Source organism: Streptomyces avidinii (assembly GCF_045161815.1).
GTDB lineage: Bacteria > Actinomycetota > Actinomycetes > Streptomycetales > Streptomycetaceae > Streptomyces > Streptomyces avidinii.
This window is the reverse complement of the sequence record NZ_CP108863.1, coordinates 6,162,304-6,179,310: the sequence shown is the minus strand read 5'-3', so window position 1 is coordinate 6,179,310 and position 17,007 is coordinate 6,162,304. Positions and strand designations below refer to the sequence as shown.

16 protein-coding genes are annotated in these 17,007 nt (G+C 72.4%); 8 read left to right on the top strand and 8 right to left on the bottom strand.

What is annotated here, in order from left to right; translation table 11 throughout:
* The first annotated feature begins 31 nt into the window (after window positions 1–31).
* Window positions 32–1,411, top strand: a complete 1,380-nt coding sequence (locus OG373_RS27790; RefSeq protein ID WP_405441033.1) for a cysteine desulfurase/sulfurtransferase TusA family protein — start codon at window positions 32–34, stop codon at window positions 1,409–1,411.
* A 366-nt stretch (window positions 1,412–1,777) separates the two neighbouring features.
* On the opposite strand, the gene OG373_RS27785 is transcribed toward OG373_RS27790, so the two are convergent.
* Window positions 1,778–2,752, bottom strand: coding sequence for a carbohydrate kinase family protein (locus OG373_RS27785; RefSeq protein ID WP_189963621.1), 975 nt, complete (start codon window positions 2,750–2,752; stop codon window positions 1,778–1,780).
* 131 nt (window positions 2,753–2,883) lie between these two features.
* Between OG373_RS27785 and OG373_RS27780 the strand changes: the two genes are divergently transcribed.
* Both OG373_RS27780 and OG373_RS27775 read left to right on the top strand, forming a co-directional pair.
* Complete coding sequence (locus OG373_RS27780; protein ID WP_405441032.1) at window positions 2,884–3,123, top strand: hypothetical protein; 240 nt, start codon at window positions 2,884–2,886, stop codon at window positions 3,121–3,123.
* A 72-nt stretch (window positions 3,124–3,195) separates the two neighbouring features.
* On the top strand, window positions 3,196–4,653 hold the full coding sequence (locus OG373_RS27775; protein WP_405441031.1) for a hypothetical protein: 1,458 nt from the start codon (window positions 3,196–3,198) through the stop codon (window positions 4,651–4,653).
* A gap of 126 nt (window positions 4,654–4,779) precedes the next feature.
* Here the strand turns inward: OG373_RS27775 and erpA are convergent, their stop codons facing one another.
* A complete protein-coding gene (erpA, locus tag OG373_RS27770; protein WP_030010511.1) occupies window positions 4,780–5,136 on the bottom strand; it encodes an iron-sulfur cluster insertion protein ErpA in 357 nt (118 codons plus the stop codon).
* 293 nt (window positions 5,137–5,429) lie between these two features.
* Here erpA and nadA point away from each other — a divergent pair, with 293 nt between their 5' ends.
* Entirely contained in the window at window positions 5,430–6,617 is a 1,188-nt protein-coding gene (nadA, locus tag OG373_RS27765; protein WP_405441030.1) for a quinolinate synthase NadA, read from the top strand.
* A gap of 122 nt (window positions 6,618–6,739) precedes the next feature.
* Here the strand turns inward: nadA and OG373_RS27760 are convergent, their stop codons facing one another.
* From OG373_RS27760 to cobS, 3 genes are all read right to left on the bottom strand, one after another.
* The gene (locus OG373_RS27760; protein ID WP_405441029.1) at window positions 6,740–9,868 is read right to left on the bottom strand and encodes an efflux RND transporter permease subunit; all 3,129 of its coding nucleotides are present in this window, start codon (window positions 9,866–9,868) and stop codon (window positions 6,740–6,742) included.
* Between the two features lie 136 nt (window positions 9,869–10,004).
* Window positions 10,005–10,733 carry a response regulator gene (locus tag OG373_RS27755; RefSeq protein ID WP_405441028.1) on the bottom strand — a complete coding sequence of 243 codons (729 nt, stop codon included), beginning with the start codon at window positions 10,731–10,733 and terminating at the stop codon, window positions 10,005–10,007.
* 34 nt (window positions 10,734–10,767) lie between these two features.
* Window positions 10,768–11,589, bottom strand: coding sequence for an adenosylcobinamide-GDP ribazoletransferase (gene cobS, locus OG373_RS27750; RefSeq protein ID WP_405441027.1), 822 nt, complete (start codon window positions 11,587–11,589; stop codon window positions 10,768–10,770).
* A gap of 70 nt (window positions 11,590–11,659) precedes the next feature.
* On the opposite strand from cobS, the gene OG373_RS27745 reads away from it, so the two are divergent.
* On the top strand, window positions 11,660–12,445 hold the full coding sequence (locus OG373_RS27745; RefSeq protein WP_397739780.1) for a hypothetical protein: 786 nt from the start codon (window positions 11,660–11,662) through the stop codon (window positions 12,443–12,445).
* 69 nt (window positions 12,446–12,514) lie between these two features.
* On the opposite strand, the gene OG373_RS27740 is transcribed toward OG373_RS27745, so the two are convergent.
* A complete protein-coding gene (locus OG373_RS27740; RefSeq protein WP_405441026.1) occupies window positions 12,515–12,793 on the bottom strand; it encodes a hypothetical protein in 279 nt (92 codons plus the stop codon).
* 13 nt (window positions 12,794–12,806) lie between these two features.
* Window positions 12,807–13,601, bottom strand: coding sequence for a PspA/IM30 family protein (locus OG373_RS27735; RefSeq protein ID WP_405441025.1), 795 nt, complete (start codon window positions 13,599–13,601; stop codon window positions 12,807–12,809).
* Between the two features lie 262 nt (window positions 13,602–13,863).
* Between OG373_RS27735 and OG373_RS27730 the strand changes: the two genes are divergently transcribed.
* Both OG373_RS27730 and OG373_RS27725 read left to right on the top strand, forming a co-directional pair.
* Window positions 13,864–14,472, top strand: coding sequence for a DUF3043 domain-containing protein (locus OG373_RS27730; RefSeq protein WP_397739478.1), 609 nt, complete (start codon window positions 13,864–13,866; stop codon window positions 14,470–14,472).
* A 17-nt stretch (window positions 14,473–14,489) separates the two neighbouring features.
* A complete protein-coding gene (locus OG373_RS27725; protein ID WP_397739476.1) occupies window positions 14,490–15,281 on the top strand; it encodes a class I SAM-dependent methyltransferase in 792 nt (263 codons plus the stop codon).
* 80 nt (window positions 15,282–15,361) lie between these two features.
* On the opposite strand, the gene OG373_RS27720 is transcribed toward OG373_RS27725, so the two are convergent.
* A complete protein-coding gene (locus tag OG373_RS27720) occupies window positions 15,362–15,574 on the bottom strand; it encodes a hypothetical protein (protein WP_030389078.1) in 213 nt (70 codons plus the stop codon).
* 92 nt (window positions 15,575–15,666) lie between these two features.
* On the opposite strand from OG373_RS27720, the gene OG373_RS27715 reads away from it, so the two are divergent.
* On the top strand, window positions 15,667–16,872 hold the full coding sequence (locus OG373_RS27715; protein ID WP_405441024.1) for a bifunctional adenosylcobinamide kinase/adenosylcobinamide-phosphate guanylyltransferase: 1,206 nt from the start codon (window positions 15,667–15,669) through the stop codon (window positions 16,870–16,872).
* Window positions 16,873–17,007 lie beyond the last annotated feature (135 nt).

Below are 17,007 nucleotides of genomic sequence, written 5' to 3'. Positions count from 1 at the left end.
AACGCTACGGGCCCCGGGTTAGCGTGACCGGATGCCCTACTTCGACAGCGCGTCCGCCGCTCCCCTGCACCCCGTGGCCCGGCAGGCGTTGCAGGCTTCCCTGGACGAGGGCTGGGCGGATCCGGCCCGGCTGTACCGGGAGGGCAGGCGGGCCCGGCTGCTGCTGGACGCGGCGCGGGAGGCCGCCGCGGAGGCGGTGGGATGCCGCGCCGACGAGCTCGTGTTCACTCCTTCGGGGACGCACGCGGTTCACACCGGCGTGGCCGGGGTCCTCGCGGGGCGCCGCCGCGTCGGAAACCATCTCGTCGTATCGGCGGTCGAACACAGTTCGGTATTGCATGCGGCGCAGGTGCACGAGGCGCTCGGCGGGACGGTGACCGAGGTCGCGGTGGACCGGTGGGGCGCGGTGACGCCCGCCGGTTACGCGGACGCGCTGGTCCCCGGGAGCGCCCTCGCCTGCCTCCAGTCGGCCAACCACGAGGTGGGCACGGTCCAGCCGGTGGCGGAGGTGGCCGAGCTCTGCGGCGCGGCCGGCGTGCCGCTGCTGGTGGACGCGGCCCAGTCGCTGGCCTGGGGCCCGGTGGAGGGTGCCTGGTCCGTCCTGGCCGCGAGTGCGCACAAGTGGGGCGGCCCGCCCGGGGTCGGCCTGCTCGCGGTCCGCAAGGGGGTGCGCTTCTCCCCCCAAGGCCCCGCTGACGAACGGGAGTCGGGGCGCTCCCCCGGTTTCGTGAACCTGCCCGCGATCGTGGCCGCGGCGGCCTCCCTGCGGGCCGTACGGGCCGAGGCGGACGCGGAGGCGGCCCGGCTGCGGGTCCTGGTGGACCGCATCCGGCGGCGGGTGGTGCGGCTGGTCCCGGACGTGGAGGTGGTGGGCGATCCGGAACGGCGGCTGCCGCACCTGGTCACCTTCTCCTGCCTGTACGTCGACGGGGAGACGCTGCTGCACGAGCTGGACCGGGCCGGCTTCTCGGTCTCCTCGGGCTCCTCGTGCACGAGCTCCACGCTGACCCCCAGTCACGTGCTGCGGGCGATGGGCGTGCTGTCGGAGGGGAACGTACGGGTGTCCCTGCCGCCGGGTACCTCGGCGGAGGAGGTCAACGCGTTCCTGGACGTACTGCCGCGCGCGGTGGCCGGCGTACGGGAACGGCTCGGCGTGTCGGAGCCCCCGGCCGTGGCGCCGGTGGCGGACTCCCTGGAGCTCGACGCGCTGGGGCTGCGGTGTCCGCAGCCGGTGATCGAGCTGGCCCGGGCCATCGTGACGGTCCCGGTGGGCGGCACCGTGACGGTCGTCTCCGACGACGAGGTGGCGCGGCTGGACATTCCGGCGTGGTGCGCGATGCGGGGGCACACCTACGTGGGCGAGTCCCCCCGCCCCACGGGCACGGCCTACACGGTCCGCCGAGCCACCTGACCGGCCGGCCCCGCCCGGCTCCGCCGGGCCCATCCGAGCCTCGCCGGGCCAGCCCGGCCTCTCCCGCGCCAATCCAGCTTTGCCGGGCCGCATCCAGCCTCGCCGGCGTTTGAGGCCGCGCACATCCAGCCTCGCCGGCGTTTGAGGCGCGGGTCCGGGCGGAGCCCGGTGCCCGGCGGAGCCGGGTTTCCTGGGGCTCCGCCCCAGACCCCGCTCCTCAAACGCCGGAGGGGCTGAAAGCGGCCCGGGCCCAACACCGGCAAGGCTGAAAGGGGCCCGGGCCCGACGCCGGCAAGGCTGAAGGGGCCCGGGCTCAGCGCCGGCGGAGCCCGGGACGGGCCCGGGGCTCAAGCAGCGGCGGGGCGGCTACGCGAGGTGGGCGCGGACTTCCGCCGCCGCCTCGTCGCCGTAGGCCTTGGTGAAGCGCTCCATGAAGTGGGCCCGGGCCAGGGTGTACTCCTGGGTGCCCAGCGTCTCGATGACCAGCGTCGCGAGCATGCAGCCCAGCTGCGCCGCGCGCTCCAGGCCGACCCCCCAGCCCAGACCGGTCAGGAACCCGGCGCGGAACGCGTCGCCGACACCCGTCGGGTCGACCTTCGCGGTCTCCTCGGGGCAGCCGACGACGATCGGGGCCTCGCCGACGCGCTCGATCTTGACGCCGTTGGAGCCCAGCGTGGTCACGCGGGTGCCGACCTTGGCCAGGATCTCCTCGTCGGTCCAGCCGGACTTCGACTCGATGAGGCCCTTCTCGTACTCGTTCGAGAAGAGGAAGGTCGCGCCCTCCATCAGGGTGCGGATGTTGTCGCCGTCCATGCGGGCGATCTGCTGCGAGAAGTCGGCGGCGAAGGGGATCCCGCGGGTGCGGCACTCCTCCGTGTGGCGCAGCATCGCCTCGGGGTCGTCCGCGCCGATGAGGACCAGGTCCAGTCCGCCGACCCGGTCGGCGACGGCCTTCAGCTCGATCAGCCGGGCCTCGCTCATCGCGCCCGTGTAGAAGGAGCCGATCTGGTTGTGGTCGGCGTCCGTGGTGCACACGAAGCGCGCGGTGTGCAGCACCTCGGAGATCCGGACGGACTCGGTGTCGACGCCGTGCCGGTCCAGCCAGGCGCGGTACTCGTCGAAGTCGTAGCCGGCGGCGCCGACGAGGATCGGGCGGGTGCCGAGCTGCCCCATGCCGAAGCAGATGTTCGGGCCGACCCCGCCCCGACGGACATCGAGGTTGTCGACGAGGAAGGAGAGGGAGACCGTGTGCAGCTGGTCCGCGACGAGCTGGTCCGCGAAACGGCCGGGGAAGGTCATGAGGTGGTCGGTGGCGATGGAGCCGGTGACTGCGATGCGCACGGCGAGGACGCTCCTGCTGAGGACGGCGAGGGACAGTCAAAACTACCCGGTCCGCGACCCCAGGCCGAACCCCAGAAACTACCCCTTAGTAGGTCTTTCTTCGCGTGAGCTCCGATGCCTACGGTGCCTCCATGACCTATACCGACGGTTTCGGCTACTCCGAGTACACCGCCGACAGGCGCGGCGCGGAAGCCCCACGACAGCCCGGCTTCGCCCGCCTGCTGGGTGACTGCGCCCGGATGGCCCCGCACTGGGCGGTTCCGGCGGGTCCCCGGCCGGCCCGTGTGACCCCTTCGCAGATCCACGGGATCAGTGTTCCGCCCTCCTCGGCCCGGCTGATCGCCGCCACGTCCGTGTACGGGGACCAGTAGGAGGGAACCGGTTGCCCGCCGGCTCCGTCACACCCGCATCAGGTACGACGGAACCGGAGAAGGAGCGATGCGGTGACCAGCGAAGAACCCGACACATCACGCGGCACTCGGCGGCGGCCCGCCTGGGCCGTCGGCTCGATCGCGGCCGCCGTCCTGCTCACGGGCGGCGGCACCGCGTACTGGGCGTCGACCGCCTACGGCGACGGCGGGTCGGGCCACCGTACGGGTGACAGCGCGGCCTCCGCGCCCCGTGACGCGGGAGACCCCTCGGGGCCCGGCATCGCGCCGGGGGAGCCCGACCCGTCCGGCGGCGGGGTGGTCTACCGGGCCGACGTGAAGCTTCCGGAGGCCCCGGCGAGCGCGCCGACGTACGCCCTGTCCGGCGAGGTCACCTCGGCGGAGGTGGCCCGGCTCGCCGCGGCCCTGGGCCTGCCGGGCGAGCCGCGGCTGAGCGGGGACGTCTGGCTGGCCGGGGAGGCCGCCGACGGGTCCGGGCCCCGGCTCACGGTGACCCGTACGGCGCCGGGGACGTGGAACTTCGCGCGCTTCCAGGCCCCGGGCAACGGAACCGGCAACGGCGCCGGGGACGACTGCGTGCGCGGCAAGGACACCTGCGGCCCGGCCACCCTTCCGCGGGACGCGGGCGGCGCGAGCGCGGAGGGCGGGGCGGGGGCGGGCAAGCCGGTGTCCGAGGAGGCCGCCAAGGCCGCCGCGGCCCCGGTGCTGGCCGCCGCGGGGGTGGAGGGGTCGAAGCCGGACGCCCGGCTCACCCAGGGCTCGGTGCGGGTGGTGTCCGCGGACCCGGTGGTCGGCGGGCTGCCCACGCAGGGCTGGTCCACGAAGGTGAGCGTGGGCGGCGACGGCTCGGTGGTGGGGGCCAACGGCGAGCTGAAGGCCCCCGCACGGGCGGCCGAGCAGCCGGTGGTCGGGGCCGTGGAGGCGCTGGCCAGGCTGAACGAGAAGTCGGGCGGCGGGTCGGGGAACCCCGAGCCCAGCGGTTGCGCGAGCGCCGTCCCGCTGACGGCGGACGTCCCGGCGGCGGGCACGGACACGGTGCCGTGCAATCCGGAGCCGCGGCCCATGAAGCCCCCGCGGACGGAGACGGTACGGGGCGCCGTGCTCGGGCTGGTCCCCGGCACGGTGAACGGGGCGCAGGGTCTGGTCCCGGCCTGGCTCTTCGAGGTGGCGGGCCAGGGCGGCGGGCCCGGCCACACGGTGGCCCAGCCGGCCGCGGCCCAGGAGGACACCCCGGGCCCGCAGGACGGCCGTACCGTGCCCGGATTCTCGTACGCGGAGGCCGACCGGAAGCTGACCGTGAACTTCTGGGGCAGCCCGTGCAGCACCTACGCCGTGGAGGCGCGGGAGCAGCCGGAATCGGTCATGGTGAAGATCACTGACACGCCGAAGAAGCCGGGGCAGGCCTGCATCATGCTGGCGCAGGAGATGTCCTCGACGGTGACGCTCCAGCAGCCGCTGGGCGACCGGAAGGTGGTCGACGCGACGACGGGCAAGCCGCTCCCCCGGCAGTAGCCGGCACCGCGGCGGTCCCGGGCGCTCCCGGGCATGCGCGAGGGCCCGCCTCCGGGTCGGATTCGACCGGAGGCGGGCCCTCGCGTCATGCCGGGGTGGTGCGGCGTTCAGGCGTGGCCCTCGGGCTTAGCTGAACGAGTCGCCGCAGGCGCAGGAGCCGGTGGCGTTGGGGTTGTCGATCGTGAAGCCCTGCTTCTCGATGGTGTCGACGAAGTCGATGGAGGCACCGTGGAGGTACGGGGAGCTCATCCGGTCCGTGACGACCTTCACACCGTCGAAGTCCTTCACGACGTCGCCGTCGAGGGAGCGCTCGTCGAAGAAGAGCTGGTAGCGCAGGCCGGAGCAGCCACCGGGCTGGACGGCGACGCGGAGCGCCAGGTCATCGCGGCCTTCCTGCTCCAGCAGGGTCCTGACCTTCTCGGCGGCGGCGTCGGACAGGAGGATGCCGTCGCTCACAGTGGTCTTGTCGTCCTGTACGGACATCTGCATTCACTCCCGAAGTGGGCGGCTCCCCGCCGGAGGCGAGGAAACGTCGGACTCTTGCCGTCGGTGGCAACGAGCGGGACCGCGGATTCATTCCGGGACCCGACGCTTGTTTCAGATATTCCATGCTCGCACACCGCGCGCGGGGTCGGGTCCGGCGAATCGTGGGCTGATGCGTCACATTGACACTATCGGCATCGTCAAACTGACGTGAAGCGGTTATGATAGATAGCGTCAAATAGACGAGAAGTCGAAGTGATGATCCAGAAGTCCCTTGTCGCAGAACAGAAAGGGTGCGTGTCGTGACCACCGCCCAGCCTTTGGACGTCCAGCCGACGCCCCTTGCCCTGCTGCTGCTCGGCCGTGAGGCCGACCCCAAGAGCGAGCGCGGGGTGGAGTGCCCCGGCGACCTGCCCTCGCCGTCGGACCCGAACCTCGTGGCGCGTGCCCGCGCGGCCAAGGAGAAGCTCGGGGACAAGGTCTTCATCCTGGGCCACCACTACCAGCGTGACGAGGTCATCGAGTTCGCGGACGTCACCGGCGACTCCTTCAAGCTGGCCAAGGACGCGGCCGCCAAGCCGGAGGCCGAGTACATCGTCTTCTGCGGCGTGCACTTCATGGCCGAGTCCGCGGACATCCTGACCTCGGACGACCAGAAGGTGGTCCTGCCGGACCTGGCCGCCGGCTGCTCGATGGCCGACATGGCCACCGCCGAGCAGGTCGCGGAGTGCTGGGACGTGCTGACCGAGGCCGGCATAGCCGGGACAACGGTTCCCGTCTCGTACATGAACTCCTCCGCCGACATCAAGGCCTTCACCGGCAAGCACGGCGGCACGATCTGTACCTCGTCCAACGCGAAGAAGGCCCTGGAGTGGGCGTTCGAGCAGGGCGAGAAGATCCTCTTCCTCCCGGACCAGCACCTGGGCCGCAACACCGCCGTCCGCGACATGGGCATGTCCCTGGACGACTGCGTGCTCTACAACCCGCACAAGCCGAACGGCGGCCTGACCGTCGAGCAGCTGCGCAGCGCCAAGATGATCCTGTGGCGCGGGCACTGCTCGGTGCACGGCCGGTTCTCGGTCGACTCGGTCAACGACGTCCGTGCCCGGATCCCCGGCGTGAACGTGCTGGTCCACCCCGAGTGCAAGCACGAGGTCGTGGCGGCCGCGGACTACGTCGGCTCGACGGAGTACATCATCAAGGCGCTGGAGGCGGCCCCGGCCGGCTCCAAGTGGGCCATCGGCACCGAGCTGAACCTGGTCCGCCGCCTGGCGAACCGGTTCGCCGCCGAGGACAAGGAAGTCGTCTTCCTCGACAAGACGGTCTGCTTCTGCTCGACCATGAACCGCATCGACCTCCCGCACCTGGTGTGGACCCTGGAGTCCCTGGCCGAGGGCAACCTCGTCAACCAGATCCGGGTCGACAAGGAGACGGAGAGCTTCGCGAAGCTCGCGCTGGAGCGGATGCTCGCCCTCCCGTAGGGGCGACCGGTACGGCTCCGGCCCGCAGATGCCCGAAGGGGCGGCTCCCGTACGGGAGCCGCCCCTTCGGGCATTCGGGCATTCGGCCGGGCGGGCCGAGTGACTCGGCCCGCCCGGGCCGGTCAGACGTGGGCCGGAGCGTCGTCCGAGGAGTCGGACGGGGCCGGGACCACCGTCAGGCGGGCCGTCTTCTTGGCACGGCGGCGCTCCTTGCGGAGTTCGACCATCGTGTAGAGGGTCGGCACCAGCAGCAGCGTCAGCAGGGTGGAGCTGACCAGGCCGCCGATCACCACGACCGCGAGCGGCTGCGAGATGAAGCCGCCCTCGCCGGTGACGCCCAGCGCCATCGGGAGCAGCGCGAAGATCGTCGCCAGGGCCGTCATCAGGATCGGGCGCAGTCGGTGCCGGCCGCCCTCGACGACCGCTTCGACGACGCCCAGGCCCTGGGCGCGGTACTGGTTGACCAGGTCGATCAGGACGATCGCGTTGGTCACGACGATGCCGATGAGCATCAGCATGCCGATCATCGCCGGGACGCCCATCGGGGTGCCCGTGACGAGCAGCAGGCCGAGTGCGCCGGTCGCCGCGAACGGGATGGAGACCAGCAGGATCAGCGGCTGGACCAGCGAGCGGAAGGTCGTGACCAGCAGCATGAACACGATCGCGATGGCCGCGAGCATGGCCAGGCCGAGCGAGCCGAAGGCCTCGTCCTGGTCCTCGGAGACGCCGCCGATGGAGGCCGTGGCGCCGTCCGGCAGGTCCAGCGCCTTGAGCTTGGTCTGGAGCTCGGCGCTGACCGCGCCGGTGTTGTCGCCGAGCGGCCGGGCGGTGACGGTGGCGGCGCGGGCGCCGTCGATCCGGGTCATCGCGACCGGTCCGGGGACCTCCTTGACATCGGCGATGTCACCGAGCTTGACGGGGCCGACCGGGAGCGCCTGCAGTTCGGCCAGGGTGGTGGCCGGCTGCGCGGACTTGATGACGATGTCCCGCTCGGTGTCGTCCAGTACGGCCTTGCCCGCCGGGTTGCCCCGTACGGCCTGCGCGACGACGGCGCCGAGCGCGGCCTGGTTCAGACCGACCTCGGCCGCCTTCGGGGTGGCGGTCACGGAGATGCGGGGCACGGACTGGGACAGGTCGCTCTGCACGTCGGCGACGTTCTTGAGCTTCGCCACCTCGCCGCGGACCTGCTCGGCCGCCTCGGCGAGGACCTTGGCGTCACCGGCCTTGACGACCACGCTGAGGTTCTGGCTGCCGAAGCCGTCGCCCGCCACGATGCGGGTCTCGCCGATGCCGTCGAGGGCGGCCAGCTTGTCCTCGATGCCCTTCTTGACGGAGTCCGCCTTGCCGGAGTCCTTCAGGGTGACCTGGTACGAGGCCTGGTTGGAGCCCGTACCGCCGCCGAAGGCCGCGAGGAAGCCGGAGGAACCGACGGTGACCTGGTAGCTCTTGACGCCCTCGACCGAGCCCAGCACCTTCTCGATCTTGCGGCTCGCCTCGTCGGAGGCGGCCAGCGAGGTGCCGGGCGCGAGCTCCTGCTTGACCGTCAGGACTTCCTGCTCGCCCTGGTCGAAGAAGTTGGTCTTCAGCATCGGGGTCATCGCGAGGGTCCCGATGAGCACGACCACCGCTATGGCCACGCTGGTCAGCCGGCGCCGGGTGGCGAAGCCCAGGACGCGGACGTAGAAGAGCTGGAGGCGGCTGCGCGCCTCCTTCTCCTCGGCCTCGCGGCGGGCCTTCGCCGCGCTCTCCGCGTTCGCGGGATCGACGCCCTTGGGGGCGCTCAGGAACCAGTACGAGAGCACCGGTACGACCGTCAGCGACACGAGCAGCGAGGCCAGCAGGGCCGCGGTGACCGTGAGCGAGAACGAGCCGAAGAGCTCGCCGATCATGCCGCCGGTGAGACCGATCGGCAGGAAGACGGCGACGGTGGTGAGGGTGGAGGAGGTGACCGCGCCGGCGACCTCCTTGACCGCCGTGATGATGGCGGCCTCGCGCTCCTCGCCGTAGCCGAGGTGGCGCTTGATGTTCTCCAGGACCACGATCGAGTCGTCGACGACACGGCCGATGGCGATGGTGAGGGCGCCCAGGGTCAGCATGTTGAGCGACAGGTCCTGGGTCCACAGCACGATGAGCGCGAGGACCACGGACAGCGGGATGGAGACCGCGGTGACCAGCGTCGAGCGCAGCGAGGCGAGGAAGACCAGGATCACGATCACCGCGAACAGCAGGCCGAGCAGGCCCTCGGTGGTCAGGCTGGAGATGGACTTGGCGACGGCCGGGCCCTGGTCGCTGACGACGGTCAGGTCGGCGCCGGCGCCGAGCGTGGTGCGCAGCTCGGGGAGCTTGTCCTTGACCGCGTCGGAGATGGCGACGGCGCTGCCGTCCTTGTCCATGGTGAGGACGAGGGCGAGGCTGGGCTTGCCGTTGGTCCGGGTGATGGAAACGGCCTTGGCCGGCTCCTGCTTGACGGCGGCGACGTCGCCGAGGCGGACGGCCGGCTTGCCCGGGCCGGGGCTCAGGCGCAGCTCCTCCAGCTGGGCGAGGGAGGTGTAGCCCGAGCCCACGCGGACGGTCCGGTTCTTGCCCGCCTCGTCGAAGGAGCCGGCGGGGACGGCCGCGCCGCCCGCCTGGAGGCCCTGGGCGAGGGAGGCGCCGTCGAGGCCGGCGGCCGCGAGCTTGGCGTCGTCGGGGGTGACGGTGACCTGGAGGTCCTGGACGCCGTCGACGGTGACCTGGCCGACGCCCTCGATGTCCGACAGGACGGGGACGACGGAACGTTCCAGCTGGTCGGCCAGCGCCTGCTGGTCCTTGTCGGAGGTGACGGCCAGGATGACCGTCGGGATGTCGTCGGTGGAACCGGCCACGACCTGCGGGTCCACCTCGGCGGGCAGCCGGACGCGGGCCCGGTTGACGGCCTGCTGGACGTCGGCGACGAGCTGCTTGGTGCCGCTGTCGCCGTAGTCGAAGGTGGCCATGATGAGGGCGTTGCCCTCGCTGGCGGTGGAGGTGATGCCGGTGAGGCCGTCGACACCCTTGAGCATGGCCTCGATCGGTTCGACGACCTGCTTCTCCACCACGTCGGGCGAGGCGCCCTGATACGGCGCGAGCACGGAGACCATCGGCAATTCGATGGAGGGCAGCAGCTGCTGCTTGAGCTGCGGGATGGCTATGGCGCCGAAGAGGAGCGCGACGATCGACACGAGGCCGACCAACGCCCTTTGGGCAAGGCTGAAGCGGGACAGCCACGACATGGGTATGGGATCTCTCTGCAGTGACGAACGCGAGGGCACCACCACCCTGTCCCACGGCGGTGGCGGATTTCGTCGCTCGCAGGTGCCGTCCTTATGTGCGGCATACCGCGTCTGGAGTACGTCGCAGCGGGCGGTGCTACTCCGCGCGAGGGCGGACCAGTCCCGATTCGTACGCAATAACCACCAATTGGGCCCGGTCGCGGGCGCCGAGCTTGGCCATGGCCCGGTTCACGTGGGTCTTGACGGTCAGCGGGCTGACCTCCAGCCGTCCGGCGATCCCGTCGTTGGACAGCCCCGCCGCGACATGGACGAGGACCTCGCGCTCCCGGACGGTCAGCGCGGCGAGCCGCTGCGCGTGCGCGCCGGCCGAGTCCATCGCGGCGGCCGGGTCGGCGCCGCCGCCCTGGGCGAGGAAGGTGGCGATGAGCCCTTTGGTGGCGGCCGGGGAGAGCAGGGCCTCACCGGCCGCGGCGACCCGGATGGCGTTGAGCAGTTCGTCGGGCTCGGCGCCCTTGCCGAGGAAGCCGGAGGCGCCGGCCCGCAGCGCCGAGACCACGTATTCGTCGACCTCGAAGGTCGTCAGCATCACCACGCGCACGGCGGCGAGTTCCGGGTCCGCGCTGATCATGCGGGTGGCGGCGAGCCCGTCGGTACCGGGCATGCGGATGTCCATGAGGACGACGTCGGGGCGCGTGCGGCGGGCGAGTTCGACGGCCTGCGCCCCGTCGGACGCCTCCCCCACGACCTCCATGTCGTGCTCGGAGTCGACGAGCACCTTGAAGGCGCTGCGCAGCAGTGCCTGGTCGTCGGCGAGCAGCACCCTGAGGGGCGCGGCGGTGGGCAGGTCCGGGGCTGTGTGGTCCACGGGGTGAGGGTACGCGGCCCCGCCGCCGGACCGCTCAGCCCAGGGCGAGGACGATCAGGGCGGTGGTCGCCGCGACCTCCTCGAGGGCGCCGAAGACGTCGCCGGTGACCCCGTCGAAGCGGCGTACGCAGCGGCGGAGCAGCAGTTCGGCGGCGAGCAGGGCGGCCAGGACGGCCGCCGCGCACTGGGCGGCGGCGGCCGGGCCCAGCGGGAGGGCGGCGGCCGCGGCCGCCGCGACGGCGAGCAGGGTGATCAGTACGGCGGCGCGCCGCGGGACCACTCCGGCGACCGCGGCGCCCAGTCCCCCGGGGCGGGCCGCCGGGACGCCTTCGCGCGAGGCCAGGGTCATGGCGAGGCGGGCCGCGACGGCGGCGACCACGGCGGCGAGGGCGCCGCGGACCCAGCTGTCGGCGTAGATCTCGGACAGGGCGGCCACCTGCAGGAGCAGCACGATGATCAGCGCGACGACGCCGAAGGGGCCGATGTCGGACTGCTTCATGATGCGCAGGGCCTCGCCGGCGGGTTTGGCGCTGCCCAGGCCGTCCGCGGTGTCGGCGAGGCCGTCCAGGTGCAGTCCCCGGGTCAGCGCGGCCGGCACGGCGACGGTGAGGGTCGCGGCGAGCAGCGGGCCCCCGCCGAGCAGCAGGAGGAGCACGCCGGGTACGGCCGCGAGCAGGCCCACGGCCAGACCGGCGAGCGGGGCGCAGGCCATTCCGGTGCGGGCGGCGGGGCGGTCCCAGCGGGTGATGCGGGCGGGCAGCACGGTGAGGGTGCCGAACGCGAAACGGACGCCGTCGAGGAACGAGGCGCGTTCCGGGGGCGGCGTCAGGGGCGGGCCGTCGAACGAATCTGTCATCGGCGGGAACGGTACCCGCTCGACACGAGCGGTAAATTACCCATTACGTGCCAAATAGGGAGTCAGTGGGATGGGTCACTGGTGGTATCGGAACATCGTCGAACCGGGCAAGCTGCCCCTCCTGCTCGCCCTGCTCTCGTTTGTGATGTCGTTCCTGGTCACCCGCGTGATCACCCGGCTGATCCGGGCCGGCCGCGGCCCCTTCAAGAACGTCACCCCGGGCGGCATGCACATCCACCACGTGGTGCCCGGGGTGATCCTCGTGATCATCGGCGGGTTCGGCGCGGTGGGCAGCGGCCGGCACGGCTTCGGCGCGTGCGCCTCGGCCGTGATCTTCGGGCTGGGCGCGGGCCTGGTCCTGGACGAGTTCGCGCTGATCCTGCACCTCGACGACGTCTACTGGAGCGAGCAGGGCCGCAAGAGCGTGGAGATCGTCGTCGTCACCGCCGCCCTGGTGGCGCTGGTGCTGGGCGGCTTCGTGCCCTTCGGCGTGAACGACCTGTCCACCGAGGAGCGCCAGAGCCGCAGCCTGGTCATCATGAACGCGGCCACCAACTTCTTCCTGGCCCTGATCGCCCTGTGGAAGGGCAAGGCGCGCACCGCCCTCTTCGGCCTGGTGGTCCCCTTCGTCGCGCTGGTCGGCGCGATCCGGCTGGCCCGGCCCGGGTCCCCGTACGCGAACAAGTTCTACGCGAACCGTCCGCGCGCCCGGGCCAGGGCCGGGCTGCGGGCCTTCCACCACGACCGGCGCTGGGCGGGGCCGCGCCGCAGGTTCGAGAACTTCATCGGCGGGACCCCCGACCCGGAGCACGATCCGGACCACGTGGTGTCCCTGGAGAAACGTCCCCCGCAGTGAGAACGGCGGCGGGCCCTCCCCGGGAGGGGGAGGGCCCGCCGCCGCTGCGTCGGTGTGCCCGGCCGGGACTCAGCCCGGGATCAGGCCGTCGTCGCTGAGCATCTCCCGGACCTCGTCGAGTGTCGCGTCGGGGGCCGGCAGGATCAGGTCGGACGGCTCCAGCGCGTCGTCGGGCAGCGGCCGACCGAGCCGCCGTACGGCTTCGAGCAGTGCGCCCAGCGTGCGCCGGAAGCCCTCCTCGTCGCCGTTCTCCATCTCCGCGAGCAGTTCGTCGTCCAGCTTGTTGAGCTCGATGAAGTGGCCGTCCGCCAGCTCCACCTGGCCTTCCCCCATGATGCGGACAATCATGACGGGCCCCGTCCTACTGCTTGTCGAACCGGTGCGGAGTCTGCGGCTGCTGCCCGTTGCCCTGGGCGCCGCCCTCGATGGCCTGCTGCTGGGCGGACGGGCCGCCCGCGAGCTCGGCCTTCATGCGCTGGAGCTCCAGTTCCACGTCGGTGCCGCCCGAGAGGCGGTCCAGCTCGGCCTGGATGTCGTCCTTGGAGCCGAGCCCGCTCTGGTCGTCGAGCGCGCCGGAGGCCAGCAGCTCGTCGATCGCGCCGGCGCGGGCCTGCAGCTGGGCGGTCTTGTCCTCGGCCCGCTGGATGGCCACGCCGACGTCGCTCATCTCCTCGGAGATGCCGGAGAAGGACTCCGCGATCCGGGTCTGCGCCTGGGCCGCCGTGTAGGTCGCCTTGATGGTCTCCTTCTTCGTCCGGAAGGCGTCCACCTTGGCCTGGAGCCGCTGGGCGGCGAGGGTGAGCTTCTCCTCCTCGCCCTGCAGGGTCTGGTGCTGCACCTCCAGGTCGCTGACCTGCTGCTGGAGCGAGGCGCGGCGAGACAGGGCTTCGCGGGCCAGGTCCTCGCGGCCGAGGGCGAGGGCCTTGCGGCCCTGGTCCTCCAGCTTGGCGGACTGCCCCTGGAGCTGGTTGAGCTGCAGCTCCAGGCGCTTGCGGGAGGTCGCCACGTCGGCGACTCCGCGGCGCACCTTCTGCAGCAGCTCGAGCTGCTTCTGGTACGAGTAGTCGAGGGTCTCGCGCGGGTCCTCGGCCCGGTCAAGGGCCTTGTTCGCCTTCGCGCGGAAGATCATCCCCATACGCTTCATGACACCGCTCATGGGCTTCGCGCGCCCCCTTCTAGACGGACTGTGCTCCAGGTCACCGACAGAACCCACAGTACGGGCCCTGTCTCCATTACCGCACTGTTCGAGTACGGATGCGCTCCTCCTCCAGGACGACTACGCCCGCGCCCCATCAGGCGTAAGGAGTAGGTGATCCCAGGAGAGCGGGCCCACCGCACGCACCGTGCAATGGGAAGACGCCCGCCGTTGCCGGATCGTTCCCAAGCGGGGTGGGGGCCATGCCCGCAACCACGTAGGCTTGGGTTTTGTGTTTGGTAGCCGCTCCTCCAAGGAAGAGAAGGCCGCCGCCACCGACAAGGTGAGCGCCGACCTCTCGCAGCCCCGTGACCCGCAGGCCCCGAAGGGCCGCCCTACGCCGAAGCGTGCTGTGGCCCAGTCGCAGCGCAAGGCCGTGGTGGCCTCGACCGGCAATCGCAAGGAGGATGCCAAGCGAGCGCGTGAGCGCCGCCGTACCGAGATGGCCAAGCAGCGCGAGGCGCTGGCCAATGGCGACGAGCGTTATCTGCCGACCCGTGACAAGGGTCCCGTGCGCCGGTTCGTCCGTGACTACGTGGACTCCCGTTACTCGGTCGCCGAGATGTTCCTGCCCCTGGCCGTCGTCATCCTGGTGCTGAGCATGGTGCGCCAGCCGGCGATCCAGAGCATCGCGCTGATGCTGTGGCTCGGTGTGATCGTCCTGATCCTCCTCGACTCCATCGGCCTGGTCTTCCGCCTCCGCAAGTCCCTCGTCGAGCGCTTCCCGAACGAGCCCCGCCGCGGCGCCATCGCCTACGGCCTCATGCGCACCCTCCAGATGCGCCGGCTGCGCCTGCCGAAGCCGCAGGTCAAGCGCGGGGAACGGCCCTGAGCCGAGCGACGCCCGGTATGTCGGGGGAAGGCTTCGCGGAGGGCGCCCGGCTCTGGCTCGAAGGCCTCGGCGGACTGCGCAACGCCGTCCGGCAGGAGCTCGTGGGCCGGCAGGTCGACGAGCAGATCGCGCAGCGCTTCCCGGTCGGGCAGCGGCTGCGCGTGCTCGACGTCGGCATGGGCCAGGGCACGCAGGCACTGCGGCTGGCCCGCGCCGGGCACAAGGTGACGGGCCTGGAGCAGGACCCGGGCATGCTGGCCGTCGCCCGCGAGGCGCTGGCCGCGGAGCCCCCCGGGATCCGTGACCGTGTCAGCCTCATGGAGGGCGACGGCCGCGAGACCGGGGCCCACTTCCTGCCGGGCAGCTTCGATGTGGTGCTGTGCCACGGCGTGCTGATGTACGTGCCCGAGCCGGACGCCATGCTGGCCGGGCTGGCCCGGATGCTGGCCCCGGGCGGGCTGCTGTCCCTGCTGGTGCGCAACGGCGACGCGCTCGCCATGCGGCCGGGGCTGGACGGCGACTGGCAGGCCGCGCTGGCCGCGTTCGACTCCATCGACTACACGAACCGGCTCGGCCTGGACGTCCGCGCGGACCGGCTGGCCGGGCTGACGGCCACCCTGTCGGGGATCGGCGCGCCGCTGCAGGCCTGGTACGGGGTACGCGTCTTCACCGACGGCACCGAGGCGGGCGAGATCCTGCCGCCCGACGAGGAGCTGGAGCGGCTGCTGGCCGCCGAGGACCGCGCCGGGCGCAGCGACCCCTACCGTGGCGTGGCCGCGCTGCTGCACCTGTGCGGGGTACGGGGCTAGGAAGATCGGCAGGCACGAGAACGACGGAGCCGCCGGGTCGCAGACCCGGCGGCTCCGTCGTTCTCGTGCCTGCCGAACGGCTACGCGTCCAGCGCGGCGCGCAGGCTCATCGTGTAGAGCTCGGTCCCGGCGTCGTCGGAGAGCTTGACCTGCTCGACGCCGCCTTCCAGCAGGTCCTTCCAGTACTCACCGATCCAGGACTCCGCGTCGCCCTGCGTGGTGAACTCCTCGGGCACCACCGACGGGCTCGTCTCGGTGCCGTCGGCCGTCTCGAACCGCCACGTCCACGCCATGTCGCCTCCGTTGCTCGCACACTTCGTGTCCTGAGTCTGCCCGCAGAGTAACCGGGCGCGCAGCAGTCTCGGCGACGCGGGAGGATCATCCTGTGGAACTCACTCTGCTCGGCACCGGCACACCCGAGGGGCTGCCCCGCCCCGACTGCCCCTGTGCTGCCTGCGCGGTCTCCGTCGGGTCGCGCTCCCGCGCCGCCACGGCCCTCCTTGTCGACGGGGCGCTGCTGCTGGACCTGACCCCCGGGGCGGTACTGGCCGGGGCCCGGGCCGGGCATTCGCTGGCCGGTGTGCGGCAGGTCCTGCTGACCCACCCGCACGACGGGCCCGCGGTCGAGCTGCCGCCCGGGCTGCCGACCGCCGGGCGGGTGCCGGACGGGCGGGAGCTCGCGGTGATCTCCGGGCACCGGGTGCGGGCCGTGCCGATGGACTCGCCGGGCACCGGGTACGAGGTGACCGGCCCGGACGGCAGCCGGCTGCTGTACCTGCCGCCCGGCGGCGCCCCCGCCGGGGCGGCCGACCTGGCCGGGCAGCGCCCGTACGACATGGTCCTCGCCGATGTGCTGGGCCGGCCCGATGCGCTGGCGCGGCTGCGGGCGAGCGGCGCCGTCGGCCCGGCCACCGACGTGATCGCCGTCCACCTGGACCACGACACCCCGCCGGGTCCGGAGCTGGCCCGCCGGTGCGCGGCCGCCGGGGCACGGGCGGTGCCGGACGGGACCACGCTGATCGTCGGGGACTACCACGCGGTGCCGGATCTGCCGCGCCGGACCCTGGTGCTGGGCGGGGCCCGCTCCGGCAAGTCCGTGGAGGCGGAGCGACGGATGGAGTCCTTTCCCGAGGTGGTCTACGTGGCCACCGGCGGCACCCGGGAGGGGGACCCGGAATGGGCGCAGCGGGTCGGTCTGCACCGGGACCGCCGGCCAGGGACCTGGCGGACGGTGGAGACCTGCGAGCTGGTCCCGCTGCTGGCGGCCGACGGGCCGCCGCTGCTGATCGACTGCCTGGCCATGTGGCTGACGGACGCGATGGACCGGGCCGGGGCCTGGGACGACGCCGTGTGGGCGGGCGGCGGGCAGCGCCGGTTCGCCGAGCGGTCCGCGGAGTTGGTGGCGGCCGTGCGCGCGACGCGCCGTCAGGTGGTGCTGGTCAGCAACGAGGTCGGCTCGGGCGTCGTCCCGGCGACCGCCTCCGGCCGCCGCTTCCGCGACGAACTGGGCCGGCTGAACGCGGCGGTCGCGGACGAGTGCGAGCACGTGCTCCTCGTCATCGCGGGCCTCGCCGTCGTGCTCAAGGAGTAGCCGGGGTCCCGGGCGTCCTCCGGTCCCGTCCGGCCGGACAGGGCCCGGCGGACAGAGGCGGATCGGTCCGGTCGGACGCTCGTGCGGGAGCGGGCCGGAACAGGGCGCCCAAGGCCTGAGGGAAGGCCTTACCGG